Annotated in this window: 26 protein-coding genes; 11 read left to right on the top strand and 15 right to left on the bottom strand. The window is 68.0% G+C overall.

The genetic code is table 11. The annotated features are described in order from the left end of the window. Positions 1 to 87 precede the first annotated feature (87 nt). The 7 genes from ACQ3HB_RS14200 to ACQ3HB_RS14170 form a co-directional block, all read right to left on the bottom strand. Positions 88 to 1,086, bottom strand: coding sequence for an ABC transporter permease (locus ACQ3HB_RS14200; protein WP_430920727.1), 999 nt, complete (start codon positions 1,084 to 1,086; stop codon positions 88 to 90). Beyond that, entirely contained in the window at positions 1,083 to 2,051 is a 969-nt protein-coding gene (locus ACQ3HB_RS14195; RefSeq protein WP_430920726.1) for an ABC transporter permease, read from the bottom strand. The genes ACQ3HB_RS14200 and ACQ3HB_RS14195 overlap by 4 nt, the downstream gene beginning before the upstream one ends. Continuing rightward, positions 2,048 to 3,685, bottom strand: coding sequence for a sugar ABC transporter ATP-binding protein (locus ACQ3HB_RS14190; protein WP_430920725.1), 1,638 nt, complete (start codon positions 3,683 to 3,685; stop codon positions 2,048 to 2,050). Before ACQ3HB_RS14190 ends, ACQ3HB_RS14195 begins: the two co-directional genes overlap by 4 nt. 157 nt (positions 3,686 to 3,842) lie before the next feature. Continuing rightward, positions 3,843 to 4,919 (bottom strand): ABC transporter substrate-binding protein, encoded by a 1,077-nt coding sequence (locus ACQ3HB_RS14185; protein ID WP_430920723.1) that lies wholly within the window; start codon positions 4,917 to 4,919, stop codon positions 3,843 to 3,845. A 148-nt stretch (positions 4,920 to 5,067) separates the two neighbouring features. Further along, positions 5,068 to 5,826, bottom strand: a complete 759-nt coding sequence (locus tag ACQ3HB_RS14180; RefSeq protein ID WP_430920721.1) for a DeoR/GlpR family DNA-binding transcription regulator — start codon at positions 5,824 to 5,826, stop codon at positions 5,068 to 5,070. A 153-nt stretch (positions 5,827 to 5,979) separates the two neighbouring features. Next, the gene (locus ACQ3HB_RS14175) at positions 5,980 to 6,657 is read right to left on the bottom strand and encodes a recombinase family protein (protein WP_430920720.1); all 678 of its coding nucleotides are present in this window, start codon (positions 6,655 to 6,657) and stop codon (positions 5,980 to 5,982) included. 97 nt (positions 6,658 to 6,754) lie between these two features. Next, positions 6,755 to 7,318, bottom strand: a complete 564-nt coding sequence (locus tag ACQ3HB_RS14170) for a TetR/AcrR family transcriptional regulator (protein ID WP_430920719.1) — start codon at positions 7,316 to 7,318, stop codon at positions 6,755 to 6,757. 150 nt (positions 7,319 to 7,468) lie between these two features. Here ACQ3HB_RS14170 and ACQ3HB_RS14165 point away from each other — a divergent pair, with 150 nt between their 5' ends. Next, a complete protein-coding gene (locus tag ACQ3HB_RS14165) occupies positions 7,469 to 7,936 on the top strand; it encodes a nuclear transport factor 2 family protein (protein ID WP_430920718.1) in 468 nt (155 codons plus the stop codon). A 236-nt stretch (positions 7,937 to 8,172) separates the two neighbouring features. Further along, on the top strand, positions 8,173 to 8,613 hold the full coding sequence (locus tag ACQ3HB_RS14160; RefSeq protein ID WP_430920717.1) for an OsmC family protein: 441 nt from the start codon (positions 8,173 to 8,175) through the stop codon (positions 8,611 to 8,613). A gap of 142 nt (positions 8,614 to 8,755) precedes the next feature. Here ACQ3HB_RS14160 and ACQ3HB_RS14155 read toward each other — a convergent pair whose 3' ends face one another. Next, a complete protein-coding gene (locus tag ACQ3HB_RS14155) occupies positions 8,756 to 9,304 on the bottom strand; it encodes a CGNR zinc finger domain-containing protein (RefSeq protein WP_430920716.1) in 549 nt (182 codons plus the stop codon). Positions 9,305 to 9,460: 156 nt separating this feature from the next. Beyond that, positions 9,461 to 10,249, bottom strand: a complete 789-nt coding sequence (locus ACQ3HB_RS14150; protein ID WP_430920715.1) for a methyltransferase domain-containing protein — start codon at positions 10,247 to 10,249, stop codon at positions 9,461 to 9,463. Positions 10,250 to 10,460: 211 nt separating this feature from the next. On the opposite strand from ACQ3HB_RS14150, the gene ACQ3HB_RS14145 reads away from it, so the two are divergent. From ACQ3HB_RS14145 to ACQ3HB_RS14135, 3 genes are all read left to right on the top strand, one after another. Then, a complete protein-coding gene (locus ACQ3HB_RS14145; RefSeq protein ID WP_430920714.1) occupies positions 10,461 to 11,015 on the top strand; it encodes a hypothetical protein in 555 nt (184 codons plus the stop codon). A 79-nt stretch (positions 11,016 to 11,094) separates the two neighbouring features. Further along, positions 11,095 to 11,523 (top strand): arsenate reductase ArsC, encoded by a 429-nt coding sequence (locus ACQ3HB_RS14140; RefSeq protein ID WP_430920713.1) that lies wholly within the window; start codon positions 11,095 to 11,097, stop codon positions 11,521 to 11,523. Positions 11,524 to 12,011: 488 nt separating this feature from the next. Further along, positions 12,012 to 13,439 carry a gamma-aminobutyraldehyde dehydrogenase gene (locus tag ACQ3HB_RS14135; protein WP_430920712.1) on the top strand — a complete coding sequence of 476 codons (1,428 nt, stop codon included), beginning with the start codon at positions 12,012 to 12,014 and terminating at the stop codon, positions 13,437 to 13,439. Between the two features lie 93 nt (positions 13,440 to 13,532). Here ACQ3HB_RS14135 and ACQ3HB_RS14130 read toward each other — a convergent pair whose 3' ends face one another. After that, positions 13,533 to 14,216, bottom strand: a complete 684-nt coding sequence (locus tag ACQ3HB_RS14130; RefSeq protein ID WP_430920711.1) for a chitosanase — start codon at positions 14,214 to 14,216, stop codon at positions 13,533 to 13,535. Between the two features lie 315 nt (positions 14,217 to 14,531). On the opposite strand from ACQ3HB_RS14130, the gene ACQ3HB_RS14125 reads away from it, so the two are divergent. After that, positions 14,532 to 15,773 (top strand): ROK family protein, encoded by a 1,242-nt coding sequence (locus ACQ3HB_RS14125; RefSeq protein ID WP_430920710.1) that lies wholly within the window; start codon positions 14,532 to 14,534, stop codon positions 15,771 to 15,773. Between the two features lie 90 nt (positions 15,774 to 15,863). On the opposite strand, the gene ACQ3HB_RS14120 is transcribed toward ACQ3HB_RS14125, so the two are convergent. From ACQ3HB_RS14120 to ACQ3HB_RS14110, 3 genes are all read right to left on the bottom strand, one after another. Next, a complete protein-coding gene (locus ACQ3HB_RS14120; protein WP_430920709.1) occupies positions 15,864 to 16,451 on the bottom strand; it encodes a GNAT family N-acetyltransferase in 588 nt (195 codons plus the stop codon). Between the two features lie 78 nt (positions 16,452 to 16,529). Next, on the bottom strand, positions 16,530 to 17,390 hold the full coding sequence (locus ACQ3HB_RS14115) for a patatin-like phospholipase family protein (RefSeq protein ID WP_430920708.1): 861 nt from the start codon (positions 17,388 to 17,390) through the stop codon (positions 16,530 to 16,532). A gap of 164 nt (positions 17,391 to 17,554) precedes the next feature. Next, the gene (locus ACQ3HB_RS14110) at positions 17,555 to 18,073 is read right to left on the bottom strand and encodes a cytochrome C5 (protein WP_430920707.1); all 519 of its coding nucleotides are present in this window, start codon (positions 18,071 to 18,073) and stop codon (positions 17,555 to 17,557) included. Between the two features lie 127 nt (positions 18,074 to 18,200). On the opposite strand from ACQ3HB_RS14110, the gene ACQ3HB_RS14105 reads away from it, so the two are divergent. After that, positions 18,201 to 19,145 carry a DUF1254 domain-containing protein gene (locus ACQ3HB_RS14105; RefSeq protein ID WP_430920706.1) on the top strand — a complete coding sequence of 315 codons (945 nt, stop codon included), beginning with the start codon at positions 18,201 to 18,203 and terminating at the stop codon, positions 19,143 to 19,145. Between the two features lie 200 nt (positions 19,146 to 19,345). Here the strand turns inward: ACQ3HB_RS14105 and ACQ3HB_RS14100 are convergent, their stop codons facing one another. Continuing rightward, complete coding sequence (locus tag ACQ3HB_RS14100) at positions 19,346 to 19,849, bottom strand: Lrp/AsnC family transcriptional regulator (protein WP_430920705.1); 504 nt, start codon at positions 19,847 to 19,849, stop codon at positions 19,346 to 19,348. Between the two features lie 167 nt (positions 19,850 to 20,016). Between ACQ3HB_RS14100 and ACQ3HB_RS14095 the strand changes: the two genes are divergently transcribed. Then, positions 20,017 to 21,696: a thiamine pyrophosphate-binding protein gene (locus ACQ3HB_RS14095; RefSeq protein WP_430920704.1), complete on the top strand. Its 1,680-nt coding sequence runs from the start codon at positions 20,017 to 20,019 to the stop codon at positions 21,694 to 21,696. A 117-nt stretch (positions 21,697 to 21,813) separates the two neighbouring features. Here the strand turns inward: ACQ3HB_RS14095 and ACQ3HB_RS14090 are convergent, their stop codons facing one another. Further along, positions 21,814 to 22,485: an HAD-IA family hydrolase gene (locus ACQ3HB_RS14090; RefSeq protein ID WP_430920703.1), complete on the bottom strand. Its 672-nt coding sequence runs from the start codon at positions 22,483 to 22,485 to the stop codon at positions 21,814 to 21,816. 223 nt (positions 22,486 to 22,708) lie between these two features. Between ACQ3HB_RS14090 and ACQ3HB_RS14085 the strand changes: the two genes are divergently transcribed. From ACQ3HB_RS14085 to ACQ3HB_RS14075, 3 genes are all read left to right on the top strand, one after another. Then, on the top strand, positions 22,709 to 24,040 hold the full coding sequence (locus ACQ3HB_RS14085; protein WP_430920702.1) for an MFS transporter: 1,332 nt from the start codon (positions 22,709 to 22,711) through the stop codon (positions 24,038 to 24,040). An 80-nt stretch (positions 24,041 to 24,120) separates the two neighbouring features. Beyond that, positions 24,121 to 24,525 (top strand): hypothetical protein, encoded by a 405-nt coding sequence (locus ACQ3HB_RS14080; RefSeq protein WP_430920701.1) that lies wholly within the window; start codon positions 24,121 to 24,123, stop codon positions 24,523 to 24,525. A 122-nt stretch (positions 24,526 to 24,647) separates the two neighbouring features. Beyond that, positions 24,648 to 25,751 (top strand): hypothetical protein, encoded by a 1,104-nt coding sequence (locus ACQ3HB_RS14075; protein WP_430920700.1) that lies wholly within the window; start codon positions 24,648 to 24,650, stop codon positions 25,749 to 25,751. Positions 25,752 to 25,812 lie beyond the last annotated feature (61 nt).

Genomic DNA, 25,812 nt, shown 5'->3' with positions numbered 1-25,812 from the left:
TGCGGCCCTCGGGATTCCGCGGGCTACGGGTCGGGCTCCTCGCCTAGGCGTGGAGCGGATCGGCGGATGGGGTGAGGGTCTCGGGACCTACAACCGCTGGGTGCGGGAGAGGACGGTCTGGATGATGACGACGACGGCGAGGAATCCGCCGGAGACGACGGCCTGGACAGAGGAGCTGAGGGAGCCGACCTGGTTGATGAGGTTCTGGATGACGCTCAGCAGGAGGACGCCGGCGACCGTGCCGACGATGTTCCCGCGCCCGCCGGCGAGGAGGGTGCCGCCGATGACGACCGCCGAGATCGCGTTGAGCTCGAGGCCCACACCCACCGTGGGGACGCCGGAGGAGGAGTAGGCGGCGTTGAGGGCGCCCGCGAGGCCTGCGCACAGGCCGCTGATCACATAGACGCTGAACTTCACCCGGGCGACCGGCAGGCCCATGAGGGTCGCGGCGCTCTCCGACCCGCCCACCGCGAGGACGGACTGGCCGCCGCGGGAACGGGAGAGCAGGATCGAGCCGACGACCACGACGACGACCGCGATGACGACGGACCAGTGCAGGCCGCCGAACGAGCTCTGGCCGAGTGCCTTGACCCCGGGATCGGTGATGAGCGGCGTCGTCGAACCGCCGTCGGTGGAGGCGAGCACGAGCCCGCGCACCCCGAGGAGCCCGGCGAGCGTCACGATGAACGGAGCCATCCTCGCGTAGGCGATCAACGCACCCTGCACCGCCCCGATGAGCCCGCACACGACGAGCGGGAAGAGGAGCGCCCCGAGCAGGCCGAAGGTGGAGCCGTACGCCCCGAGCACCCCGCCGAGCGCGAAGACGGAACCGACGGACAGGTCGATGCCGCCCGTCAAGATCACGAACGTCATGCCGGCGCCCACGATGAGGAGGAAGGACGACTGCGTGAGGATGTTGGCGAAGTTGCCCGTTGTCGCGAACGTCGGGAAGGCGACGCTGCCCACGATGATGAGGATGACGAGGACGATCGCGGCCCCGTAGCTCTGCAGCAGCCCTGCGACGCGCTCGCGGGAGGCCTGCGAGTCGCTCGTCGGCCCGGCGGCCGGTTCGAGAGTCGTGGTCATTTCGTGAAGACCTTTCCGCGCTGGATGTACACGGCGAACAGGATGATGATCGCCTGGGCGACTTGCGAGTACGCGTCTGGGACGTCGTGCTTGATGAGGGTCGCGCTGATGAACTGGAGGAGGAGGGCGCCCGCGACCGTGCCGATGACCTTCACCTGGCCACCCGTCAACGGTGTGCCGCCGACGACGACCGCGGTGATGGCGGAGAGCTCGATGAGGTTGCCGAGCGTCGACGGCACCGAAGCGCCGAGGCGGGCCGTGCCGATGACGCCCGCGACCGCCGCGAGTCCCGCGCACAGCACGTAGGTGAGGAGCAGGATTCGCTTCACGGGGAGTCCCGAGAGCTCCGCGGCCCGACGGCTGCCACCGGTCGCGATGAGCTGCTTGCCGAACGTTGTCCGATTCACGAGGAGGGCCACGCCCGCGACGAGGAGGATCGCGATGACGACGCTGTACGGGACGCCGAGGATGGAGTCGCGGCCGAGGGCGAGGACGCCGGGGTCGGTCACCGACTTCAACTGTTCGTTGGCGATGAGGAGCGCGATGCCGCGGCCCGCGACCATGAGGGCGAGCGTCGCGACGATCGGTTGCACCCCGATCAACGCGACCATCACCCCGTTCACGAGACCGATCACACAACCCGCGGCGATCGCGATGATCACGGCGGGCACGAGCCCGTACCCGATGTAGAGGGGGATCATCGCGGCGGCGAGGGCCATGACGGCGCCCACCGAGAGGTCGATGCCCTCCGTCCCGATCACGAGCGCCATGCCGAGGGCCACGATGAGCACCGGCACGACCTGCACGAACTGGGTGCGGAAGTTGTCGATCGCGAAGAAGTTGGGGGTGAAGAAGAGGTTGTAGAGGAGGAGCACGACGATGGCGATGTAGACGCCGTACTGCTGCAGGATGCCGAGGACCATGCTCTTCGAGGGCATGGGGACGGTCACGGAGGTCTGGGTCATGCGTTCGCTTCCGTCGTGTCTGGCGTCGTCGCGTGCGGCGTCGTGCCGTCGGTGGTGGGGGAGTCGTCGGGGTCCGTGTCGTCGGCAGCATCGGCAGCATCGCCGTCACCCGCGAGGGCGGCGAGGAGCGCGTGCTCGTTGACGCGTTCGCCCGTGAGCTCGGTCTCGATCGATCCGTCGCGGAGGACGATGACCCGGCCGGACCCCTCGACGACCTCCTCGACCTCGCTCGAGACGAGCACGATCGCGAGGCCCTCGTGGGCGAGTTCGTCGATGAGCGCCTGCACCTCTGCCTTCGCGCCGACATCGATGCCGCGCGTCGGCTCGTCGAGCAGGAGGACCTTGGGGGTCATGGCGAGCCAGCGGGCGATCATGACCTTCTGCTGGTTGCCGCCCGAGAGCTCCGAGACGATCTGGTCGGGGCTCGAGACCTTGATGTGGAGGCGCTTGATGAAGACGTCGACCACGGCGTCCTGCTTGCGCCTGGAGGAGAACCCGCCGCGCGAGAGCTTGGGGAGGGCGGCGAGCACGATGTTGTCGCGGACGGAGAGGTTCGGGACGATGCCCTCGCTCTTGCGGTCCTCCGGCAGCATCACGATGCCGGCGCGGATCGCCGCAGGGACGGAGCCGCTGCGGACGGGCTTGCCGTCCACACGCACGGAACCGCGATCGAGCTGCATCACGCCCGACAACCCCTTGAGCGTCTCCGAACGGCCGGAGCCGAGGAGCCCGCCGAGGCCGACGACCTCCCCGGGACGGATCGACATCGTGATCGCATCGATCTGGTGCTTCCGGCTGAGGTCCGACGCTTCGAGCACGGGAGGCGCATCGCTCGCGTTCGACGCGTGGAAGGCCGTGAGCCCGCCGCGCTCGACCTTCTCGACCGAACGGCCGAGCATGAGGGAGACGAGCTCCATCCTGGGGAGGTCGTGGAGGCCGCCGACGTGGACGACCCGTCCGTCGCGGAGGACGGTGACGCGATCGCACACGCGGTAGATCTCATCCATCCGGTGGGACACGTAGATGATGGCGATGCCGCGCTCCCGCAGCAGTCCGATCACGCGGAACAGCGTCTCCACCTCGCGCGCTTCGAGCGAGGAGGTCGGCTCGTCCATGATGACGACGGCGGCGTTGATGCTGACGGCACGTGCGAGGGCCACCATCTGCTGGACGCCGAGGGCCAGGCTCCGCAACGGGCGGCGCACGTCCACCTGGATCCCGTACTCGTCGAGGAGTGTGCGGGCGTCGGCGTACATGCGGCGGAAGTCGATGAGGCCGAGCCGGTTCCGCGGTTCACGGCCGAGGAAGATGTTCTGGGCCACGCTCATGAGCGGGATCAGGTTCACCTCCTGGTAGATCGTCGAGACGCCGGACTTCTGCGCGTCGAGCGGCCTGGCGAAGGTGATCGGCTCACCTGCGAGGCGCAGTTCGCCCTCGTCGGGTTGGTACACGCCCGTGAGGACCTTGATGAGCGTCGACTTCCCGGCGCCGTTCTCGCCCATGAGCGCGATGCTCTCGCCGGGCCGGACGACGAAGTCGATCGAGTCGAGGGCTGTGACCCCCGCGAATCGCTTCGTCACCGAACGAGCTTCGAGCACGGGCACGCTGGGGGCTGCGGTGGACTCCGTCGTCACGTCGTTGTTCCTTCTCTTCGTCGAGTGGGTGCTGCTGCGGTGCGGCGCCCGGGCGCCGGCGGGAGGTGTCACCTCGCCGTCGGCGCCCGAGCGCGTCCGCGGATGGTTCGGCGATCCGGTTCAGCGCTGGGGATCGGCGCCGTGGATCAGAACCGGATCAGTACGCTGCATTCACCTTGTCAGCTGCGGTCTCCGGTGTGTAGTCGCCGTCTTCGATGACGATGCTCTGGCCGACGGGCTCACCCGAGAGGAAGGTCTTCAGCGTCTCGAAGGCGAGGGGGCCGAAGCGCGGGTTGGACTCGACGACGCCGTTGTACGCGCCGGCGACGATCTGCTCGACAGCGTTCTTCGTGCCGTCGATCGAGTAGATCTGGATGTCCTTGCCCGGAACCTTGCCCGCGGCGATGATGGCGGCCTGCGCGCCGAGGCCCATCTCATCGTTCTCCGCGTAGATGGCGGTGATCTCCGGGTTCGACTGGAGCAGCTGCTCGGTCACGGCCTGGCCCTTGTCACGGGCGAACTCGCCGGTCTGCTGGGCGACGATCGTGATGTCCTTGCCGTTGGCCTTGATCTCGTCGACGAAGCCGGCCGTGCGGTCCGTGGTCACGCCGTTGCCGGACGCGCCGAGGAGGATCGCGACGTCGGCCTTGCCGCCCGTGCCCGCGATGAGCTGCTGCGCTGCGCGCTTGCCCTGGTCGACGAAGTCGGAGCCGAGGAAGGACACGTAGTTCTCGCAGGCGCCGGAGCTGAGCTTGCGGTCGACCGTGATGACGGGGATGTTCTTGTCGCGGGCCGCTTTGAGGGCCGGCTCGAGACCGTCGGAGTTGAGCGGCGCAACGATGAGGACGTTCGCGCCCTGGGCGATCATGTCCTGGATGTCGGAGATCTGCTTCGACAGGGTCGACTGGGCGTTCGTGACGATGAGCTTCTTCACGCCCACCTTCTCGGCCTCGTCCTTGATGGACTGCGTCTCGGCGATGCGGAACGGGTTGTCCTCCTTCTCCGACTGCGAGAAGCCGACGACCGCGTCCTTGAGGTCGATCTTCTCGCCCTTGTAATCGGCGAGGGTGCAGGTGGGGCCGTCGGAGGCCTTGGCGGTCTGCTGCGTGTCGGCGGCGGTCGTGGAGCCGCCCGTGCTCTGTCCGGTGTTGGTGCAGCCGGTGAGGCCGAGGGTCAGGACTGCCGCTGCGGCTGCGACGCCGAGCCACAGGCGGCGGGATCTGGGTGCGTTCATGGTGTGGGCCAACTTCCTTGTTGTGGGGTGCAGAACGGGTGCAGGACGCTTCGGCGGGTCGAGACGCTCAAAACATGGCATTTCGGATCAGAAACGAAACTGCCCTGCGAGCATTGTTGCTAAAACCTGTCCAAAAGTCCAGAACCGATTATGCGACATCCACTCGGACACCCACGTCGCGGAAGGCCTCCAGCTCGGAAGGCGGGGTCGTCGCATCCGTCACCACGCGACCGATCGCAGCCGTGTCCACAGTCTGGATGGCTGATCGGAGGCCGAATTTGGTGAAGTCGACGAGGACGACGACCTCGCGAGCGGCGGCGGCCATCGCCCGGTCGGAGTCCGCGACGAGCATGCTCGGCGTCGATAGCCCGAAGTCCGCGACGAGCCCGTTTCCGGACAGGAACGTCTTGTCGGCGTGGATGCCGCGGAGCGTGCGACTGGTCGCTTCGCCCACGAACGCGCGGATCGACGGGCGGAGCGTGCCGCCCGTCATGATGACCTGGTTCTCCGGGCTGCTCACGAACGCCTCCGCCACGGGGAGCGAGTTCGTGACGATCGTCAGCCCCGTCCGCTCGCACAGCGCGAGGGCGAACGCCTCAGTCGTCGTTCCCGGGCCGATGACCACGACGTCGCCGTCATCGACGAGGGTCGCCGCGAGATGGCCGATCGCCAACTTCTGCGGGATCGACTGCTCGACCTTCTCCGAGTAGCTGCGCTCGTGAGTCGACTGATCGGCGACCGCGCCGCCGTGCGTCCTGGTCAGGAGGCCGGCCGTGTCGAGGTAGCTGAGGTCCCGACGGATGGTCACCGGGGACGTGTTCAGGCGCGCCGCGAGCTCGGTGATCGACACCGCGCCGTTCTGGCGGACGGCGTCGAGGATCAGGTTGCGTCGCTGCGCTGCAATCACCCGGCCATCATATGGACGCGGAGACGCAAATGAACAGTTCTGATCGAAATCAGCCGATTCACGTCACGACGAGCGCCATACGGCGATCGGTTTCGCGAGGTCCTGTTCGGCAGCCTGCCCGACGTCCTGCGCGGGCGTCTCGTCGGCTGCTGCTCAGGCGCCGCTGAGCGGGTGCGACGGGCGGGACTCCCGATCGCCGAACTGCGGGGCGCTGAAGCTGATCGTGATGGAGTCGCGCGACTCGGCCGCGTCCGACTCCGGATCGTCGGCCGGCTCATCCTGCTGTTCGAGGGCGCGATACACGGTGGCGCGGGAGGTGCCGAGCTGCTGGGCGATCTCCCGGACCGATGCTCCCTGGTCGCGCAGCATCGCAACGCGTTCCACGTTCGTCGCGGACAGCGCGCGGGGTCGTCCGCCGACCCGGCCGCGTGCGCGGGCGGCGTAGACGCTCACCATCGTGCGCTCCCGGGTGAGGGTCCGTTCGAGCTCCGTGAAGGCGCCGATCACCGTGAGCAGTGCGGCCCCGTCCGGCCCCGTCGTCGTGAGCCCCTCGGAGAGCGAATTGACGCCGACGCCCCGGTTGCCGAGGAGTTCGAGGAGCGACAGGATCTGCGGCAGGGTGCTCGCGAGGCGGTCGAGACGCCAGATCACGAGGGTGTCGTTCGGGCCGATCTCATCGAGGGCGATCGTCAGCTGGGCTCGTACCGCCGCGGTGGAATTTCCGCTGATGTCCTCGTAGATCCGCGTGACGCCCTGCTGCCGGAGCAGGTCGCGCTGATACTCCGAATTGTGCTCGAGTGGCCCCACCCACACGTACCCGAAGTCCGTCACGACGTGATCACCTCAGCCCGCTGCTCGCATCCATCAGGGTTCGACATCGGCCGAATGACGGAAGCGTATCACCGTGGACTGGAGCGGAGGTGGGCGACTATCCGGCTCGAATGCCGCGGAGGACGATGTCGAACAGTCGTTGCGCTTGCGCACGCCAATCGCCCGCCGGGTTCATCTGCCACAGGCCGGCGAGGGCCAGGAGGACGTCGTGCGGATCGGTTTCCTCGGCGACCACGCCCTGCTCGACGGCGGCGCCGACGAGGAGGGCGAGCGCACCCGAGATCTGGTCGTAGACCTCGGTGAAGTGCTCGTCGGTCGAGTACGAAGCGGCCTGCAGGGCGCCTGCGAGCCCTTGTTTTGTCATGGCGTACTGGGCGAGCCGATCGATCCAGAGACGCAGCGCGTCCTCGGCCGGGTGGTCGTCCAGGAGTTCGGCGGCGCTCGCCGCGACCTGGTCCACCTCGTGCTGGTAGACGGCGAGGATCAAGGCGTCCTTCGTGGGGAAGTTGCGGTGCAGGGTCGCGTTCCCGACGCCGGCGCGCTGTGCGATCGCGTTCATCGAGACGGCTGCGGAGTCGAGGAGGGCCGATGTCGCCGCCTCGAGGATGGCATCGCGATTCTGCTGTGCGTCGGCGCGCAGAGCTGGGGATCTTCCGGGCATGTCGGACTCCAGACTTGCAAGTGGGGAACTTTCCACTTACGCTCGGATGCATGAAGTGGAAACATCCCCACTCTAGCTGAACGCGTCGCAGATCGCCGAGTCCGATCGGTCGATCCGTCGCGCTCGAATCGTCTCGACATCAGGAGAACCATGTCCATCCATACATCCATCAGCCCTGAAGAAACCGCAGATCGGCTCGCCATTCGCGAACTCTTCGATGCCTACGCCCACTGCGCGGACCGCCGCGACGCCGAGGGGCAGAAATCACTCTTCACGGAGGACTCGCGCTTCGTCGTCTACATGGGCGGCGAGCATTCCGAGGCGAGCTACGCGCTCGACGGACGCGAAGCCCTCACGCCCGTTTTCGCAGACCTGAACCAGTACGACGCCACGACGCACTTCAACGGCCAGAGCACGATCGTCCTCGACGGCGACTCGGCGACGGGCGAGAGCTACACGCTCGCCCACCATCTGTTCCGGGTCGACGGGGAGCGCCGGATCATGATCGCGTCGCTCCGCTATCTTGATGCCTTCGCGAAGCTCGACGGCGCCTGGTACTTCGCCGAGCGCAAGCTCATCGTCGACTGGACCGAGACGCGCGCCTCCGTGGCTGAGTAGGCTTCGGCGGCACCGGTGAGAGCGGTATGAGTAGATGACTACCGCGCGAGATGGGGACCATTCCTGCGAGCCCATCCGCCTCTCGTGTGATCTTCCTGCCCTCAAACAGGCGAATCAGTCCTCCTCGAGCAGGATCCCCCTCCTCTCAAGCAGGGAATCGTCTGGAGGCGCTTGCGAGAACGGTCGTTCTCTGTTTGACTCGGCATCGAGAAATTCTCGAAACGAAGGAGTCACACATGCCTACTCGCACCGCACGCACCGCCTGGAACGGCAGCCTCAACGACGGTTCCGGCCAGGTCGAGCTGAGCAGCTCGAAGATCGGGACCTACGACGTCTCCTTCCCCAAGCGCGCCGCAGAATCCGCCGATGGCGCGACCAGCCCGGAAGAGCTCCTCGCCGCCGCCCACTCCGCTTGCTACGCCATGCAGTTCTCCGCGATCCTCGGTGAAGCCGGCGGCACGATCGAATCCCTCGACGTGAAGGCCGACGTCACGCTCGGACCGGACTCGGCGGGCGGCTTCAAGCTCACCGGCATCGCCCTCACCGTCAGCGGCGAGGTCACCGGCATCGACGAGGCCACCTTCCTCCGCGCGGCCGAGGACGCGAAGGCGACCTGCCCCGTCAGCAAGGCGCTCACGGGCGTCGACATCACGCTCGACGCGACCTTCGAGCAGTAAGCAGTCAGCAGCACGAGCACACCTGGTGAGCCGGCGACCGCGGTCATGTCCGTGGTCGCCGGCTCTCCGTCTTCGTGGGGCCGCCGTCGTGGTCGGGTGTCAGCCGTCGCCATCCATCGTCACCCGCCCGTGCGACATCCGATCAGGCCATGGTTCCCCGCGCGCGGGCGCGGTGCCGGCGGACGGCGTCTCGGTTGGCGCAGCGCACGGAGCAGTAGCGCTGTCGACCGCCGCGCGTGACGTCCACGATGACCCTCCGGCACGGATCCCCGGGGCTCTCGCCCGCCGCGCATCGCCGCAACCGACTCATACCGCGCGTGCTGATGTGGAGGGCCGTGCCAACGCTGATGACGGCCCGCAGCACGTGGGGGAGTGACTGATCGGCGTCCCGGTAGTGGAGATGCCAGCCCTCGCCATCATGATCGGTGAGTCGCGGATACGCGCTCGCGGTCGCCATCTGCGCGTTCAAGATCGTCGCGCGCCGCTGCGGATCCGGCTCGTCGACGACCGTGAGCCATTCGTCGACGACCTCGCGCACGCGTTCGTGCTCCTCATCGGCGAGCTCCGGGAACGTCATCGTCATGCCGAAGGTCCGTGTTCGCTCCACGATGCCGGCGCGATCGGCCGGCCAGTCGTTCGCGAGGGATGCGGCGAGGAGGACCGCGTACTCGCCGTACGGGTTCAGGTGCATGGCACCCAGTACAGCACGAGGTCGGGTGTTGTGCTCAGGGGCGCCGGTCGCGCGGGCGCAGGACAACTGCTCCGGAGGAGGACGCTTGCAGCGATTCGGTCCTTCTCTGGAGCGGTTCTCCTCGTTTCAGGCGGTCCGGACCGGCGGGTGTTGTGCTCAGGGGCGCGAGACGATGAGGCGCAGCGAGCCCTCGAACGCGGGGAGTTGCCGAAGCGTGCCGTGCCGTTCGTCCCAGGCGCCTGACGCCAGGTCCTCCCCGAGTCGCGCCACGAACCGGTCCTCGACGGAGCGGTCGACGAAGCTCCAGGCCGAGTTCGCCAGTCGGGCGCCGGGCTCCAGCAGCCGTTCGGGTCGGCCGTAGTAAGCCTCGCTGAACCCGTCGGTGCAGTCCGGCGGGATGGGGACCGAGGCGATCTCGACGGTTCCGCCGAGGGCTTCGGCGATCGCATCGAGTGCGGGGTATCTGCTCGCTTCCGTCGCGATGACCTCGGGCGCGTAGTCGGCGAGCCAGAATCGGTCGAGCGCGGACGGGTCGCACGTCAGGACGACGACGGGGCCGGTCGTCACCCGTCGGATCTCCCGCAATCCGGCGCGCAGATCGGTCCACTGGTGAACCGTGAACGAGGCCAGCGCGGCGTCGAACGCGTCATCCGCGAACGGCAGCGCCTCAGCGGTCGCGTCGATCGCGGTCGCGAGTGACTCCGGGCGCTGTGCGCGCATCGACGCACTGGGTTCGACGGGCGTGACCTCGCGATCGGTCGGTTCGTAGGACCCGGCTCCGGCGCCCACGTTCACGATCGTTCGAGCGCCCCCGAACGCATCGATGATCGCCGCGAAGATCCGTGGATCCGGCTGGCGGTACGAGACGTAGCCGCTTCCGATCGTTCCGTAGTCGGCGTCTCCCGCGCTGCCGTCGGTCGTGCGTTGCGATGTGTGATCCGTCATGGTCTCCCCGGTCCGTGTGCTCGGTCGCCCTGCGTCGGTGCTCCCTTCGATCGTATTGGTTCCGCTCCTGCCCTCCTCCGACGCCTCCTGCCTGCCCCTGACGCCGAGGTGAGGCTTCCGGTCGTTCGCGGGGCTCGAGGACGACCGGAAGCCTCACCTCGGCGGGTGGGGGGCGAGCGGAGGAATGGGCAGGACGAGCTAGGGTGCTTTCGTGGCACGAGACGCGAGCAGACGACGATCCAGACGTGACGGATTCGAACGCGAGGGCTTCGAACCGGGCGATGTGCAAGGCGTCGCGCAGTACTTGAAGGAACGGGTGTACGCGAGCTTCACCGGCCTCGCGATCGTCCTCGTGCTCGCGAACGCCGCCGACTACCATTCGGCGTCGGACGCGCTCTTCACCCTCGTGATCGGTGTGGTCGGGATCACGATCGCCGGTCTCGTGTCGGACATCATCGCCCACCTCGCCGCCCATGGTGCGTTCCCCGATGCATCCTCCTGGCGCATGATGTTCCGTGTCGCGGGCGGAGCGCTCGCGACGGTCGGCACACCGGCGATCCTCCTGGCCCTCGCCTGGGCCGACGTGATGAGCCTGCACGCGGCGCTCCGCGCTTCATCGATCGTCTATCTGGTGACCCTCGGCCTCGTGGGCTGGTTCGCCGTGCGCCGCGCCAAGATGGCGGCGTGGAAGCAGCTCGTCGCCCTCGCGATGCTCGTCGTCCTCGGAGCGATCGTCATCGGCCTGCAGGTCCTCGCCCACGGCTGACATGATCGCGAGACTCGGGATGAGGAACCGTGAGCCCGGAACGGTGGCCGGGGAACCATAGCCGGAGGACAATCGTCGTATGTCCGAGAAACCGTCCGTGCTCTTCGTCTGCGTCCACAATGCCGGTCGTTCCCAGATGGCTGCGGGGTTTCTTGCCGCGCTCGCCGGGGATCGTGTCGAGGTCCTGTCAGCGGGGAGTGAGCCGAAGCACGAGATCAATCCGGTCGCGGTCGCTGCGATGGCGGAGGTGGGCATCGACATCGCGAACAACATCCCGAAGGTGTTGACGACGGAGGCGGTGCGGGATTCCGATGTCGTGATCACGATGGGGTGTGGTGATGCGTGTCCGATCTTCCCGGGCAAGCGATATGAGGACTGGGCGTTGGAGGATCCTGCCGGGCAGGACCTCGAATCCGTGCGGCCGATCCGAGATGAGATCAAGGCGCGCGTCGAAGCGCTCCTCGTCGAAATCCTGCCGACCGATGCGTCTGCGTCGCGCGGCGAGTAGTCAGATCCCGCCTTTCCTTGCCATCGCGCGTCGGCGGCGGCCCGTGGCACACTGGCGCCATGGAGCAACGAGTGCATGTCCTCACCCTCGCCACCCCCGAGATCGCGCACAACCCGGGCTGGGGCGTCGACGACGACAGTACCGTCAGCTTCGCCTCCTGACGTGCCGCAGCATCCCGTCCCCACCGAGGTGCCGAGCTGCCGAGGTGCCGAGGTGCCGAGCTGCCGAGGTGCCGAGCTGCCGAGCTGCCGAGGTGAGGCTTCCGGTTGTTCTGAAGCCTCGGGGACAACCGGAAGCCTCACCTCGGCGGATGCGCGACGCGATTGCGGCCATCGAGAACACTCCCCCCCCGACGTGCGAGGATGACCGGACGTTCTGCTCCTTCCCGACGGCCAGGCGGCCAGGCGGCCAGGCGGCCAGGCGGCCCGGCGGCCCGGCGGGCTGGGAGGGTGAAGGTGCCCCACTCGATGTCCGAAGGGAACCCAGCCATGCGTCATCTCAAAAACTTCATCGGCGGCCGGCTCGTGGCGAGCGACGCCAACGAACGGTTCGATCTCATCGACCCGGCGACGGAGGAGGTCTACGGCACCTCGCCCGTCTCCACCGCGCACGACGTCGACCTCGCATTCGGCGCGGCGGAGCGGGCGTTCGAACAGTGGGGGCGGAGCACTCCGTCCGAGCGACAGCTCGCGCTGTTCCGCATCGCCGATGAGATGGAGCGCCGCGCGGACGAGTTCGCCGATCTCGAAGCGCAGGACACCGGGAAACCGCGCCGCACGCTCGTCGCCGATGAGATCGACGCCTCGGTCGATCAGATCCGCTTCTTCGCCGGCGCCGCCCGCAATCTCGAGGGCAAGTCCGGCGGTGAATACCTCGCCGGGCACACCTCCTTCGTGCGCCGAGAGCCGATCGGCGTCGTCGGCCAGGTCACGCCGTGGAACTATCCCCTCAACATGGCGGTGTGGAAGTTCGCGCCCGCGGTCGCGGCGGGCAACACGACCGTCCTGAAGCCGAGCGACACGACGCCGCTCTCGACGCTCCTCCTCGCGGAGATCTGCGCCGAGTTCCTTCCGCCCGGCGTCGTCAACGTCATCGCGGGCGACCGCACCACGGGACGCGCGATGGTCGATCACCCCACACCGCAGATGATCTCGATCACGGGGTCCGTGCGCGCGGGCATGCAGGTGGCGGGCGATGCCGCGAAGGACCTCAAGCGCGTGCACCTGGAGCTCGGCGGCAAGGCGCCGGTCGTCGTGTTCGACGACGTCGACATCGCGCACGCCGTGGAGCAGATCACGTTCGCGGCGTTCTTCAACGCCGGTCAGGACTGCACTGCGGCAACGCGCATCCTGGTCCAGGACGGCGTCCACGACGAGTTCGTCGCCGCGCTCGTCGAGTACGCGAAGGTGCACGCGACAGCAGGGGCGCCGGACGAGTCCGGCATCCTCTTCGGCCCCGTCAACAACGCGAACCAGCTCGCGCAGGTCGAAGGCTTCCTCGATCGACTCCCCGATCACGCGGAGATCGTCCTCGGCGGCAAGCGCCAGGGGACCGTCGGCTACTTCCACGAGGCGACGATCGTCACAGGCCTTCGCCAGGACGACGAGATCGTGCAGAACGAGGTGTTCGGGCCGGTGGTGACCGTGCAGCGGTTCGGCGACGAGGCCGAAGCGCTCCGCTGGTCGAACGACGTGCAGTACGGGCTCGCGTCATCGGTGTGGACGGCGGACCACGGTCGAGCGATGCGACTCGCGTCACGCCTGGACTTCGGTGTCGTCTGGATCAACACGCACCTGCCGATCACGGCGGAGATGCCGCACGGCGGGTTCAAGCACTCCGGCTACGGCAAGGACCTGTCCGCCTACGGGTTCGAGGACTACACGCGCATCAAGCACGTCATGTCGTACCTCGGGTAGCTCCCCGGCCGGCTCACTGCGCGGTTCGTGTGGGTCCTCACGCGAACGACCCACACGAACTGCGCAGCGAACACGTGCTCGCTGAGGCGGAGGCTACTTCGGCTCGGTCAGGATCTCGTACGAGTCGCCGTAGGTCTTCCACCGCAGCGGCACGTTCAGATCGAGGTTGCCCGCTTTCAGGAAGGTGCGCTGCTCCGTGTCGATGCGGCTCGTGTCATCGTGCGCGTCCTCTTCCTTCATGATGATGGTGCGCACATCGAGGAACGCGTTGAGGTAGGCGGTCTCGTTGCCGCCCTGCGCCGGGGACTTGGCCTTCGCAAGAGCCGCTGCCCGGATGCCGCCGAAGCTCGACCGATCCGTGCCCGGGCCGTGCATGACGATGGCGTCGTAGTAGATGAACTGGCCGAGCGTGCGCAGCCCGTCGGCCTTCGCCTGGGCGACGGCCGGGTTGAAGTAGACCCGGTCGCGTTCGCTGTCCTGGGTCGCCTTGAAGACCGAGTCCTTCGCCGCGGTCTTCCAGTCGGCGACGAACGCGTTGCCGAGGCCGGTGTGCGATGCGCTCCCGTTGACCTTCTTCAGGGCGGGGATGTACTTCGCCAGGACGTTGCCCGGCTTGGTGTTCGTGTACGCCTGGACGAGTTCGAGCATGTCGCCCGTTCCGCTCGTGAATCCGATGATGCCGCCCGTGTATCCGCGGTCGTCGCCGATATCCTCGATGTAGGCGTACTGCGCCTTCCAATTCAGCGAGGAGTTCTCTGCGCTGGAGACGAGCTCCATCGCGATCTCCTTTTTCGACGGGGTGTCGAGGCTGGCGGACGATGCCGCGCTGGCCGGCTGAACGACTCCCACTGCCAAGATCGCTGCGGCGAACACCGCTGTCAATCCGATTCGAACTCTCATGAATGGTCCTAACCCGGGTCCATTGCTCCCGATGACGAGTAGATCACACGGCCCTGTGCCGGCCCGCGTATCGTAACTCGAAACGACCTTTATAGAAAAGATCTTTCTAGTTATTTGTCCCATCGAACACCGACGACCTCGGAACCGTCCACCGTTGTCTACGATGAGAGGCAGCGAGTTTGGAGTCCACACGTGGTGACGTCGTACGAGGGTGGCACGACCGCCTGGCTCCGTGCCCGCAACGATCGGACGGCCTTGCGGATGCTCATCGAGCAGGGACCGCTCACCCGGTCGCAGCTCGGCCGTCTCACCGGGGTCACCAAGCCGACGGCGACCCAGATGCTCGAACGGCTGCAGCGGGCCGGGTTGATCACGCTCGACGGCATGGTGCAGAACACTCGCGGGCCGAGCGCCGAGAGCTACAGGGTGCGGGCGGACTGGCTGACAGGCGTCGCCATCAGCGTGACGGCGGAGCGGGTCGATGCCGTCCTCGTCGATGTCGCGGGCGGACGGCACCCGGTCGCGACGCATGATCGGGGGCGCGACGACCGCGCTCCGGAGGAGATCGTGCGCGATGCGATCGAGGCCGCGTGTGCTGCGGCGGACGCTGAGGCCGCCGCGGTTCGCTCGGTCGTCGTCGGGGTGCAAGCCGCGGTGGCCGATGACACCGATGCGCTCTCCCTGACGAGCGGGCTCCCCGGGTGGCCGGAGCGCGGCGCGCGGAACCGGATCAGCGGGGCGCTCGGCATCGACGTCGTGCTCGAGAACGATGTGAACCTGGCGACGGTCGCGGAACGCGTCGCCGGTGCTGGGGTGGAGCCGAGCAGCTTCGTGCTGCTCTGGCTGGGCTTCGGCATCGGTGTCGGGATCGATCTTCGCGGGGAGATCCACCGGGGCTCCAACGGGAGTGCGGGCGAGATCGGCTACCTGCCCGTCTCTGCTGACATCGGGCGCCCGGACGAGGTCGACCTGACGGACCTCCTCGGCGGGGTGGCGGTCGTCGATCTGCTCGGCCTCGATGACGACGGCGACTACGAGGCCGGTGTCGTCACGATCTCGCAGCGACCAGACGTGCTGAACGTGTTGGCCGACCGCATCGTGTTGGCTCTCGAACCGGTGCAGGCGGTGCTGGACCCGGCGATGGTCGTGCTCGGCGGACCGACCGGTCGTGCCGGTGGTGATGCGCTCGCCGAGCTCGTCGCCGAGCGGATCCGTGCGGCCGGCGCGAGTGATCCGCCTCGCGCGAATGATCCGCCCGGTTCGAGCGATCAGAATCGACCGAGCGCGCAGACTATTCCTCTCGCTCCTCTCGCTCCTCTCGCTCCGCTCGTCGTGTCGAGTCGCATCGCCGAGAACGGGGTGCTGGTCGGTGGCCAGCACGTCCTGCGGGCGCTCCTACAGGAGAAACTCGAGGCGGAGATCCCCGCGGAGTAGTCGGTTGGTGACGAGTTCAGTGCGCAGTTCGTGTGGGTGCGGGCACCGATGACTCGCAACAACTGCGCACCGAACGGCCGAGGACCGCGGCTATCCCAACCTGCGTTCGAGGACCTGGCCGGGCCACTCGTTGGGGGCGTCGCCGACCGTGAACGCCTCCGTTCGCGTGTACCCGCAGGACTCGTAGAAGCGCACGAGGTCGCCCGAGCCCCCGGCGTAGCAGTCCACCCGGATCAGCTCGACGCCGAGAGCGTTGGCCCGCTCGTCGGTGAACGCGAGGAGGCGACGACCGACCCCCTTCGCGCGAGGATCCCGGGAGCCGATCAGCACGTTCACGTACAGCTCGGGCTCGGTGGCGGCGGGAACGTACGCGACGGGATCGCCCAGTACGAGCGCGCCACAGACGCCGGCCTCGGGGTGCTCGACCACCCAGGTGTCCTGTGCCGCGCACCAGTCGGCCACGCGCGTCGTCCACTTCTCCTGGCCCGATGCCGGCGCCGTGCCCCACTGCTCCGTGTTCCCGATCCGAACGAACCACGCGATGGCCTCGTCGAACAGGTGAAGGACCGCCGATGCGTCCTGCGGAGTAGCACGGCGGAGCGGGAGTGTCGGCAGGATGTCGGAGCGTGATTTCGGCATCGTTTCCGTCGTCGTCTCGATGGGGTGAAGGCTTTCCATCCGATCAGTCTGTCGGATCACGGTCGCGGTGACCGAGGACGGAGCCGAGCCGGCCCGACTGAATGAGCGGTCCGAACGTCACTCCGTCCAGAAGGTGGCGAACCCCGCCGCCTGACGGCGACCCTGCTCTCGACCGGCCTTCGCGGACGGAACACGCGACTCGGGGTCGAGTGCGTTGGCGCCCATCGCCTCCAACGAAGCGGCGTCCGCAAAGACGATGTGCACCCGGGCGTCGTGCAGAGCGTCCAGCTGCGCTTCGGGAACGGCCTGGCCGAGCGGCGACTCCGGTGCAGACGGTACGAGGACGAGAACACGCTCGGCTCCTTCGGCGAGATCGGCGTTGGCGAGAGACCTGATGCCGCCGTCCATGTAGACGCGACCGTCGATCTCGACGGGCGGCCAGACGCCCGGAACGGCGCAACTCGCGGAGACGACGTCCACGAGGTTCGTTCTGGAGGTTCTGTCGAACACGCGCGCCTCGCCGGTGCCCGTGTCGACCGCGGTGATGAGGAGCGGCCACTCGGGCCATTCGTCCTGCGTCAATCGTGCTTCGATGACCGCGCGTCGCACCGACACCGGGGGAGTCTCCGCCTGAAGCGCCACGGCGCCGATCCGCTGACGCACCTGCTCGGGCGAGCTGGCGCCCTGCATCGCTTCGGCCATGACGGCGCCGAACTGGGCCAGGTCGATCGTGGCGCTCACCTCGGCCGTCGTCGGGCCGACCTGCGTGTCGAACAAGGCCTGCAGATCGTTCCCCGTGGCGATCTGCGCGGCCACGGTGGACCCGGCCGAGGTGCCGATCAGCGTTGTCGAGGGTGCGAGGAGCTGGGCTGCGATGTCAGGCGCTTCGTCCTGCAGACCCAGCAGGAAACCCGTTTCCCAGGCGATTCCCGCCACGCCGCCGCCTGCCAGTACGAGAGCATTCTTCGTCGAGATCATCGTGCCTCCTCATCGTCGAACCGTTCTTCTGCCGACTCTACCGCCGACCGCAGACATCGCCTCTGGTGCACGACAAGTGTCTGATAGGTGCCGTCTGGGTGCTGTGAACCGGTTCTCAGGGCTGCTCGGAGGCACGACGAGGCGATTGCCTCACGACGCACGGACTAGGACGACAGGTGCTTCATGAGCTCCTCGACGCTCTCGAAGGTGATCGTCTCGGTGTCGTCGTCGTCGCGTTCGTCGATCTCCAGGTCGTCGAAGGCGAGGTCGTCGTCGAGCTGCACGCGGATCACACTGTCCGGGAACTGCTTCGGTGCATCGAAGGAGAGCAGGACGGCATCGACGAAGACGACGACCGACATCAGGGTCAGGTCCTCACGGAGGTCGGTGGTCTCGTCGACGGGCTCGGACCCGACGGCCTCTTCGACCTCGGTCGCGATGCGCTCGATGAGGGCGCTCCAGTCGGTCGGCGGAAGCGCGAGGACCCGCTCGACCGTGCCGATGAGTTCGACCGGGTCGAGGTCCGGGTTCTCCTCGAGCTCGGGATCGACGTTGAGCATGACGTCCGCGTCGACCGCGGCGAAGCGCGCGAGGCCGTACACGAAGGTGTCCTCGACCTCGGGGGATGCGATGAGTCGGCGGGTCGCGAGTTCGTCGGCCAGGGTGCTGAGGGATGTCGTCATGGTGTCCAGGGTAGCCGCGTACGTCCGCGGATGCCGGGCGGGATCAAAGGCAACGGGTGACCGTCAGGTCCGAGCCGGACCGCGCCGAACTCTGGCCCCGGCCGACTCCGCATGCCAGACTGCACATGTGGCCATTCACGTGAACACCGACAATTTCGTCCGTGCCGAGACCGATCGGATGTTCGCCGATCTGCAACGCGACGCCGGCGGGGTGAACCGATTCCTCCACAGCCGTGAGCCGGCTGCCATCGACAAGCAGACCGTCATCCGGATGAACCGGGACACGCTCTACAGCATCGCGATCGTCGACGTCTCGCAGGGTGCCAGCCTCACGATCCCGGACCACGGCGACCGCTACGTGTCCGCGATGATCGTCAACGAGGACCACTACGTGAACGCGATCCTCCACGAACCCGGCGAGTACCCGCTCACGATGCAGGAGCACGGGACCCCGTACGTCGCCGTCGCGGTGCGCACGCTCGTCGATCCGACCGATCCGGCCGACCTCGCAGCGGTCGCCGCGATCCAGGACGGCTACCTCCTCGAGGCCGCGTCGGCGCGAACCTTCGAGATGCCGGACTACGACGAGGCGAGTTTCACGGCGACGCGTGAGGGCGTCCTCGCGCTGGCGGGCGGTCTCTCGAACTACGACCGCGCATTCGGACGCGCTGACGAGGTCGATCCGATCCGTCACCTGCTCGGCACCGCGGCCGGGTGGGGCGGACTGCCGAGGGAGGAGGCGACGTATCTCGGCGGCTCGACGGCCGGCGACGCCGATTCCTACGAACTCGTCGTCCGTGACGTGCCGGTCGACGGCTTCTGGTCCGTGTCGGTCTACAACGCGCAAGGCTTCTTCGAGCTGAACGATCGCGACGCCTACACGGTCAACAGCATCACCGCCGCGACCGAACCCGACGGCTCGGTCGTTGTGCGCTTCGGCGCCGGTGACGCCCCGAACACGATCCCGATCCCTGATGGCTGGAGTTACGTCGTGAGGCTCTACCGCCCGCGCGCCGAGATCCTCGACGGATCGTGGACCTTCCCTGTCGCGACGCCCGTCGCTGCGGGCTGACGGCTGCCGCGTCGGCCCGCTGAGCCTGATCGCTGAGCCTGTCGAAGGGCTGCGCCGGCGGGTGTGTGTTCACAACTCAGGAGCGTTTCGGCGTGTCGCGGCCGACACGCCGCCGCGCGCGGCCGACACGCCGCACCCGTCCTGAGTTGTGAACAGGAGTAGGGCCATTGAGCACGAGGGAGCGCCTCTGGGCGTTGCCGTCAGTCGGTGACGGGAGATCCCGCCGACGAGCCGACGAGGACGCCGAGGAGCGCGTCGAGCCGCATGGGCAGGACCTCCGTGAGGGAGATCGCCGTACTCGTGCGTGTGACGCCGTCGATGCCGAGGATATCGCCCGTCAGCCGATGCAGGTCGAGGGTGTTGCGCGCCACGACCTTCGCGAGCAGGTCCGCGTCGCCCGTGATCGAGTGCATCTCGATGACCTCCGGGATGCCGCCGAGGCCAGCGATGGCCTCCTCGCCGGAGTTCTGGGCGAGGGAGATCTGGACGAAGGCCACGAGGCCGTAGCCGATCGCCGCCGGGTCGACGCGGCGGCTGAAGTCGCCGATGACACCGTTGTCGGTGAGTCGTCGGATGCGGGCGTGGACGGTATTCCTGGCGATGCCGAGCGACCTCGACAGGGCGAGGATCGTCGCGTCCGGATTCCGGTCGAGTTCCAGCAGGATTTTCGCGTCGGTCGTGTCGACGGTTCCTTCACGTGGCATTCTGCCCTCGAATCATCAATAGATTGAGCACAATGCTCAGTGAAATTGTATCGCTTGTGCATGTGTCCCCAGTGAATGCATATTTGCATCCTGCCAGCTCGGGATTGGCCACGCGCGCCCCAGCTCCGCACGAGCGTCGCCCTCCTCCTCGCCACGAACAGGACATCATGACCTCCCTCTCCGCTCACGTCGCCCAGGCCCTCGCGCCCCACGTCTCCCGCGCGTTCGGGGTCATGGGCAACGGCAACGCGCACTTCCTCGACGCCCTCCTCGACACCCGCGTGACGTTCACGGCGGTCCGGCACGAGACTGGCGCGGTCGCTGCAGCCGACGGCTACTACCGTGCGTGCGGCGAGCTCGCGATCGGCACGACGACCTACGGGGCCGGCTTCACGAACACGGTGACGGCGCTCGCGGAGTCCGTGCGGGCGCGCATCCCACTCGTCCTCGTGGTCGGCGACGTACCGACGACGGGGCAGCGGGGCTGGGACGTCGACCAGGTCGCGCTCGCCGCGGCCGTCGGGGCGCCCACCTTCCGGGTGGGGCACGCCGATGCGGCTGAGGCGACCGCTCGCGCCGTCGAGCACGCGCTTGCCCACCGGATCCCGGTCGTTCTCGCGATCCCGTACGACCTGGCGGCGACGGACGCGCCGGACACGCCCCGGGCGTCGGCCGCCTCGACCCCGTCGGCCCCGACGCTCGATCGCGCCGTGCTCGGCGCAGTTGCACCCGTGACCGCGGACGGCGCGGCCCTCCGCACGGCAGCGCATGCGCTCGCGACCGCGGAACGTCCGCTCATCATCGCCGGTCGTGGCGCCTGGCTCGCCTCGGCCGGGCCCGAGCTGACCGGCCTCGCCGAGCGGCTCGGCGCCCTGACCGCCACGAGCGCGCTCGGCGTCGGTCTCTTCGGTGAGAGCGGATTCGACCTCGGCATCGCGGGAGGCTTCGGCAGCGAAGCGGCCGCGGCAGTGATGCACGAATCCGATGTCGTCCTCGTCGCGGGTGCCAGCCTCAATCAGTTCACGATGCGGTTCGGCGACCTCCTGAACCCCGCCGCGACCGTCCTGCAGATCGACACCGAGGCCGCCGCGACCCACCCCGCCGTGACCGGATTTCTGCACGGTGACGTGGCCGCGATCGCGGAACGTCTGCTCGTCCATTTCGATGACATGCCTCCTGCGGCGTCGACGTGGCGGAGTCGGATCGGCGCCGTGCCCCTCGGCCGCGCGATCGAGGCGACCGTCGGAGACGGCCTCGTCTGGGACGGCCGCCTCGACCCGCGTTCCGTCGCCCTGCGTCTCGACGGCCTGCTCCCCGAGGACCGAACGGTGGTGCAGGACGGCGGGCACTTCATCGGGTGGGCGCCGTCGTACTGGCGGATCCCGTCGCCCGACCGCCTCGTGATGGTCGGGACCGCGTTTCAGTCGATCGGCCTCGGCTTCCCGAGTGCGGTCGGCGTCGCGGTCGCCGTTCCGGAGTCGACGATCGTGCTCTGCACTGGGGACGGCGGCGGCCTCATGGCGCTCCCCGACCTCGAGTCGTTCATCCGGACGGCGCGGAGCGGCATCGTGGTCGTGTTCAACGATGCCTCCTACGGCGCGGAGGTGCACCAGTACGGGTCGAAGGGTCTCAACACCGAACCGATGCTCATCGACCAGATCGACTTCGCCGGCATTGCCCGCTCCTTCGGCGGCCAGGCGGTCACCGTCCACACGCTGAGCGATCTGGATGCACTCACTGAGTGGATCGACGGAGGTGCCGAAGGGGTGATCCTGCTCGACTGCATCATTTCGTCGACGGTCGTCGCGCCGTTCATGGCCGAGATGGTCGCTGTCGCTTCCCGCTGACGTCTCCCCGCCCGGCAGGAGGAGAACAGCCCCACAGCAGACTCGATCGCAGGATCCCATCCGTCTCTCGGCCTGTTCTCCTGCTGTCGAGCGGGTGCGCGGAGGTACCGCGGCCGTTCAGGAGTCGAGTGCGCGACGGCTGAAGCTGAACCGATCGATGAAGCGTCGGCGGGCTCGGCGCTCGTCGCGGGTGGAGCGGGAGTCGATGGCGCGGAGCGCGTCGTCGAGGCGCGCTGCGGTGGTGAAGTGATGCGTGCGGATGCCTCGCGCTTCCGCCGCCCGGAGGTTCTCTGCGCGGTCGTCGATGAACAGGGTGTCCTCCGGCGCCTGTTCGGAGAGCGTCAGGGCGACATCGAAGATCTCCGTCGACGGCTTCGCCATGCGGAGTTCGGCGCTGAAGAGGAAGAGCGAGAAGATCTCCCGAAGGGCTGCGCTGCGACCGACCTCGTCGGCGAGGTCGGTCGGTGCGTTCGAGAGCAGCGTCAGGTGGGCGCCGTTCCGGTGGGCTCGACGCAGTGCCGTGATCGTCGCGAAGTTCAGATGCGTCCAGCTCGCGAGGTCGAGGCGCCGCAACTCCACGAGCTCCCCTCCGCGCACGGGGCGACCGACGACGTCTTCCCAGTAGTCCTGCGCAGGCAGGCCTCGATCGTACGGAGCCCGGGCCGCCCAGTACCGTTCCTGGAACTCGCGGGGCGGCAGGCCGACCAGGCTGGACATCGCGCTCACGGCGACCGCGGGCTGTGCGTGGCTGATCACTTCGCCGAAGTCCACGAGCAGGTGCTTCGTCATCGGTTCGTTCCCCTCTCTCTCGTCTTGAGCGACGAAACACTCACATTACATGATCAAACGAAAGTCAATAGTGATCGTAAGGGTTTCCCCAGGTGATGAATTACTCGTCGACTCTCGCTGTCGTGTCGACGAATGCCCCGAAATACCTGCAATCACGGATACAGCGTGCGATCGCCAGCCATGACTGATTGATCATTGTTGATGATCGTGACAAGCTGTCCTGATGACGGATCCCGACGGCGCCATGACCGAGACCCCGCAGACCGGCATCGATCCGAGCGTCGCGCCGCGGCTCGAGCACGCGAGTGCGAGCGCGAGACCCTCCGCCGTCCGGATCGTGCTCGCGCACCCGCTCTATCGTGCATCGACCGTGGCACTCTTCCTCTCCGGCCTCGGGATCTCCGCCGCGGCGCCGCTCATCGCATCGTTCCTCGTCACCGAGCTGGGCGCGTCGCTCACGGTCGCGGGCCTCTACTACCTCACCAACCTCACCGCGCCCATCGCCGGGTACCTCGTCGGCGCTCGATCAGACCGAACCGGGAAGCGCCTCGGGCTCTTCCGGATCTGCGCGACCGCCGGGTTCCTCGGCTGGATCGGTATCGCATTCTCCACCGAACTGTGGATGCCGTTCGTGATCAGCTTCGTCGTCCTGGGGTTCGCGGGCGCCGCGACCTCGCAGCTGTTCGCGGCACTGCACGATGAGCTCGCAGCGCATCCGACCCGTTCCGACGACGGCGTCGTGGCGATCGTGCGCATGGCGCTCACCGCGGGCTGGGTCATCGGTCCCGTGCTGGGTTCCTTCCTCGCCGCATTCTCGGGCTACCGTGCCATGTTCGTCGTCGTCGCGATCGCCACGCTCGCGCAGATCATCCCGCTCGGTCGACTCCGCACCACGCCGCCGCGGACGACGGTCGACGACCCGGGGACTTCGGATCCCCCGGCCGGCTCCATTCACGTGACCGCCCCGCCGACGTTCCGTGCGATGCTGCCGCTCCTCGCCTTCACGGCACTGTACATCTGCGTCTACGCGGGGGAGTCGGTCAAGTACGCGTATCTTCCGCTCTACATGAACGAACAACTGCACCTCGCGCCGGCGGTCAGCGGCGCCGTCATCGGCATCCAACCGCTCGTCGAACTCGCCCTCATCCCGCTCGCGGTCGTCGTGGGTCGCCGCATCGGCATGATGCGTCTCATGACGTTCGCCGCCGCCTGCGGTGTCGCCGCGAACATCTGCTTCGCCACGAGCGGCACCGTGGCAGGGCTCTTCGCCGGGCAGATCCTGATGGGCGCCGTGTGGGGCGTGTTCGCTGCGCTCGGGATCATCGTGGCGCAACGTCTGCTCCCGACCGCTGTCGCGACGGCCTCTGCGATCTTCCTCAGCTCCACCGCGATCAGTTCCGCGATCGGTGGCCTGGCGGGCGGGCTCGGCGTCGCCGCGATCGGTCTCCCGCTCGTGTTCGTCGTCCCGGCCGCTCTCGCCGCGATCGCCGTCATCGGCCTCGCCTGCATGGCGCGCTGGGAGCGCACCCGCCGTCCCGTCGTGCTCCCGGAGTAGCGCGTCTGCGCGACACGGGTTCCATGCGCTGACCGTTCGCGGAATCGGCGGGACGTCGGTCCATGCTCCAGACTGGTTCAATGACCGAAGAGCAGGCGAAGACCCTCCTCACCGTTGTGCTGCTGGTTGGAGTGCTCGTTCTCTGGGTGCGGTATCTCCGCACGCTGTACGGGCCGACCGGGCGGATGGACACCGTCGCGTTCCAGAGGGCCAGAAGTGCCGGAGTGATGCCGATCCTCGTGACCTGTCTCGGGGCGGTCGCGGTCGCCGTCATCACGTTCTCGATTCCGGTCCTGTTCTCCTGGGCTCCCTGGATCGTCGGCGCAGCGGCGCTGATCGGTGCCATGTGGACGGTCGTCAGGATGACCAGGGCGCTCGAACTCCATGCTGTCGGCGTGGCATCGGATGAGGCGGCGCCACCGCTGCTGCCCGGGGAGCCCGGCCCTCGGGACGGCGACGAACCGCAACGCTCGTCGCAACAGTGAGTCGCTCGGGTTCTGTCCACAGGGCGGCGGGGACCTCGAATCGGCATCGACGGGGTGGTAGGTTCGCCGGACGCGCGTGCTGAGACGCACTCGCCGACGATGGTGGCGACGAGAGGAAGCAGATGACCGAGGTTCCCGTGCACATGAACACGACCCCGGACCATCGATACGGCTGGGTGCGGAGGCTGCTTCCCCGCATCGTCATCGGCGCCCTGATCGCGGCGGCCGTCGTCGGTGTGTACGCCGTGCTGATCGGCGAGTTCAACGAACTCTGCTGGCGACTCATCGGCACGATCGCACTCTTCGTGTTCTTCTCCTTGGTCTCCTGGTACGACGCCGACGTCTCCGCGCGGCGCGCCCCGTGGTTCGGCGCCGTGAGCGTCGTGACCTCCGTCTTCCTGCTCATCATCGGACTCGTGAAGATCTGGGTCCCCGGGCACCCGAGCGGGTTCGACCCGTGGTGGTCGCCGGTCTCCTGGTTCCTGCTCGTCGGCGTCGTCCGCATCGGGCTGCTGCACGTCCATCTCGTGCTCAACACGCAGCGCCGGTTCACCGGGCCAGTCATGAACACGGTCACGGGCTGCACGCTCGCACTGGTCGGTTTGCTGACGCTCGGCCTCGCCATCCCACTGATCTTCGTCCGCGCCGATGTCGGCGACGTCTACTGGAGGCTGCTCGGCGTCATCGCGATCCTCGATGTGCTCGGCACGATCCTGATCCCGCTCACGTATTCGCTGTTCGGGCCCAAGGCGAGGCGCGTCGCGGCGCCTTCGGCGTACGGGGCTGCGCCGGGATACGAAGCTGCGTCGGGGTACGGTGCCGCGTCGGGACACGGTGCAGCGCCCGGGTACGCGCCCGGGCAGCCGGTCCCGCAGAACGCCGGATGGCAGACGCAGCAGCAACAGCCGCAGCCTGGAGCGGCCTGGCCGCCCGCGCAGGTCTCGCCGTTCGTCCAGGCGTCGCCGCCTCTCCAGGCGCCGCCGATTCCTCAGGCCGCCGGCACCGGGTTCTCGCGGCCGGCTCCCGTCGCTCAGCCGCGCTCGGCCCAGTCACCGGCCCTGCCTCTCGCCGTTCCACTGAGCGCGTACCCGCGCCTCGACCCGAGCATCGGTCTGCAACTCGAGTGGCCGCGGTACGTCAACGGAACGCCGTTGCCTGCGAGGCCGGACGGAACGCCGGACTTCACCGGAGTCGTCGGCTACACGGAGCCCGGCCGACCCGGCTAGCTCGGCGGACCTGGCTAGCCCGGCCCGCTCTGGCCCGGTCAGACCGTCCCGTGCGCAGCGG

The organism is Plantibacter lichenum, assembly GCF_050587525.1.
GTDB lineage: Bacteria > Actinomycetota > Actinomycetes > Actinomycetales > Microbacteriaceae > Plantibacter.
The sequence above is the reverse complement of the archived record's forward strand: the minus strand, read 5'-3'. Positions and strand labels throughout refer to the sequence as shown.

Bases quoted from the DNA above. Each gene is read 5' to 3' on its own strand.
- ACQ3HB_RS14075 (WP_430920700.1), top strand. From the start codon at position 24,648: ATGACCGAGGTTCCCGTGCACATGAACACGACCCCGGACCATCGATAC.
- ACQ3HB_RS14080 (WP_430920701.1), top strand. From the start codon at position 24,121: ATGACCGAAGAGCAGGCGAAGACCCTCCTCACCGTTGTGCTGCTGGTT.
- ACQ3HB_RS14155 (WP_430920716.1), bottom strand. From the start codon at position 9,304: ATGCACCTGAACCCGTACGGCGAGTACGCGGTCCTCCTCGCCGCATCC.
- ACQ3HB_RS14120 (WP_430920709.1), bottom strand. From the start codon at position 16,451: ATGGAAAGCCTTCACCCCATCGAGACGACGACGGAAACGATGCCGAAA.
- ACQ3HB_RS14115 (WP_430920708.1), bottom strand. From the start codon at position 17,390: ATGATCTCGACGAAGAATGCTCTCGTACTGGCAGGCGGCGGCGTGGCG.
- ACQ3HB_RS14090 (WP_430920703.1), bottom strand. From the start codon at position 22,485: ATGACGAAGCACCTGCTCGTGGACTTCGGCGAAGTGATCAGCCACGCA.
- ACQ3HB_RS14085 (WP_430920702.1), top strand. From the start codon at position 22,709: ATGACGGATCCCGACGGCGCCATGACCGAGACCCCGCAGACCGGCATC.
- ACQ3HB_RS14140 (WP_430920713.1), top strand. From the start codon at position 11,095: ATGTCCGAGAAACCGTCCGTGCTCTTCGTCTGCGTCCACAATGCCGGT.
- ACQ3HB_RS14130 (WP_430920711.1), bottom strand. From the start codon at position 14,216: ATGGAGCTCGTCTCCAGCGCAGAGAACTCCTCGCTGAATTGGAAGGCG.
- ACQ3HB_RS14135 (WP_430920712.1), top strand. From the start codon at position 12,012: ATGCGTCATCTCAAAAACTTCATCGGCGGCCGGCTCGTGGCGAGCGAC.
- ACQ3HB_RS14160 (WP_430920717.1), top strand. From the start codon at position 8,173: ATGCCTACTCGCACCGCACGCACCGCCTGGAACGGCAGCCTCAACGAC.
- ACQ3HB_RS14150 (WP_430920715.1), bottom strand. From the start codon at position 10,249: ATGACGGATCACACATCGCAACGCACGACCGACGGCAGCGCGGGAGAC.
- ACQ3HB_RS14170 (WP_430920719.1), bottom strand. From the start codon at position 7,318: ATGCCCGGAAGATCCCCAGCTCTGCGCGCCGACGCACAGCAGAATCGC.
- ACQ3HB_RS14185 (WP_430920723.1), bottom strand. From the start codon at position 4,919: ATGAACGCACCCAGATCCCGCCGCCTGTGGCTCGGCGTCGCAGCCGCA.
- ACQ3HB_RS14100 (WP_430920705.1), bottom strand. From the start codon at position 19,849: ATGCCACGTGAAGGAACCGTCGACACGACCGACGCGAAAATCCTGCTG.
- ACQ3HB_RS14195 (WP_430920726.1), bottom strand. From the start codon at position 2,051: ATGACCCAGACCTCCGTGACCGTCCCCATGCCCTCGAAGAGCATGGTC.
- ACQ3HB_RS14110 (WP_430920707.1), bottom strand. From the start codon at position 18,073: ATGACGACATCCCTCAGCACCCTGGCCGACGAACTCGCGACCCGCCGA.
- ACQ3HB_RS14095 (WP_430920704.1), top strand. From the start codon at position 20,017: ATGACCTCCCTCTCCGCTCACGTCGCCCAGGCCCTCGCGCCCCACGTC.
- ACQ3HB_RS14165 (WP_430920718.1), top strand. From the start codon at position 7,469: ATGTCCATCCATACATCCATCAGCCCTGAAGAAACCGCAGATCGGCTC.
- ACQ3HB_RS14200 (WP_430920727.1), bottom strand. From the start codon at position 1,086: ATGACCACGACTCTCGAACCGGCCGCCGGGCCGACGAGCGACTCGCAG.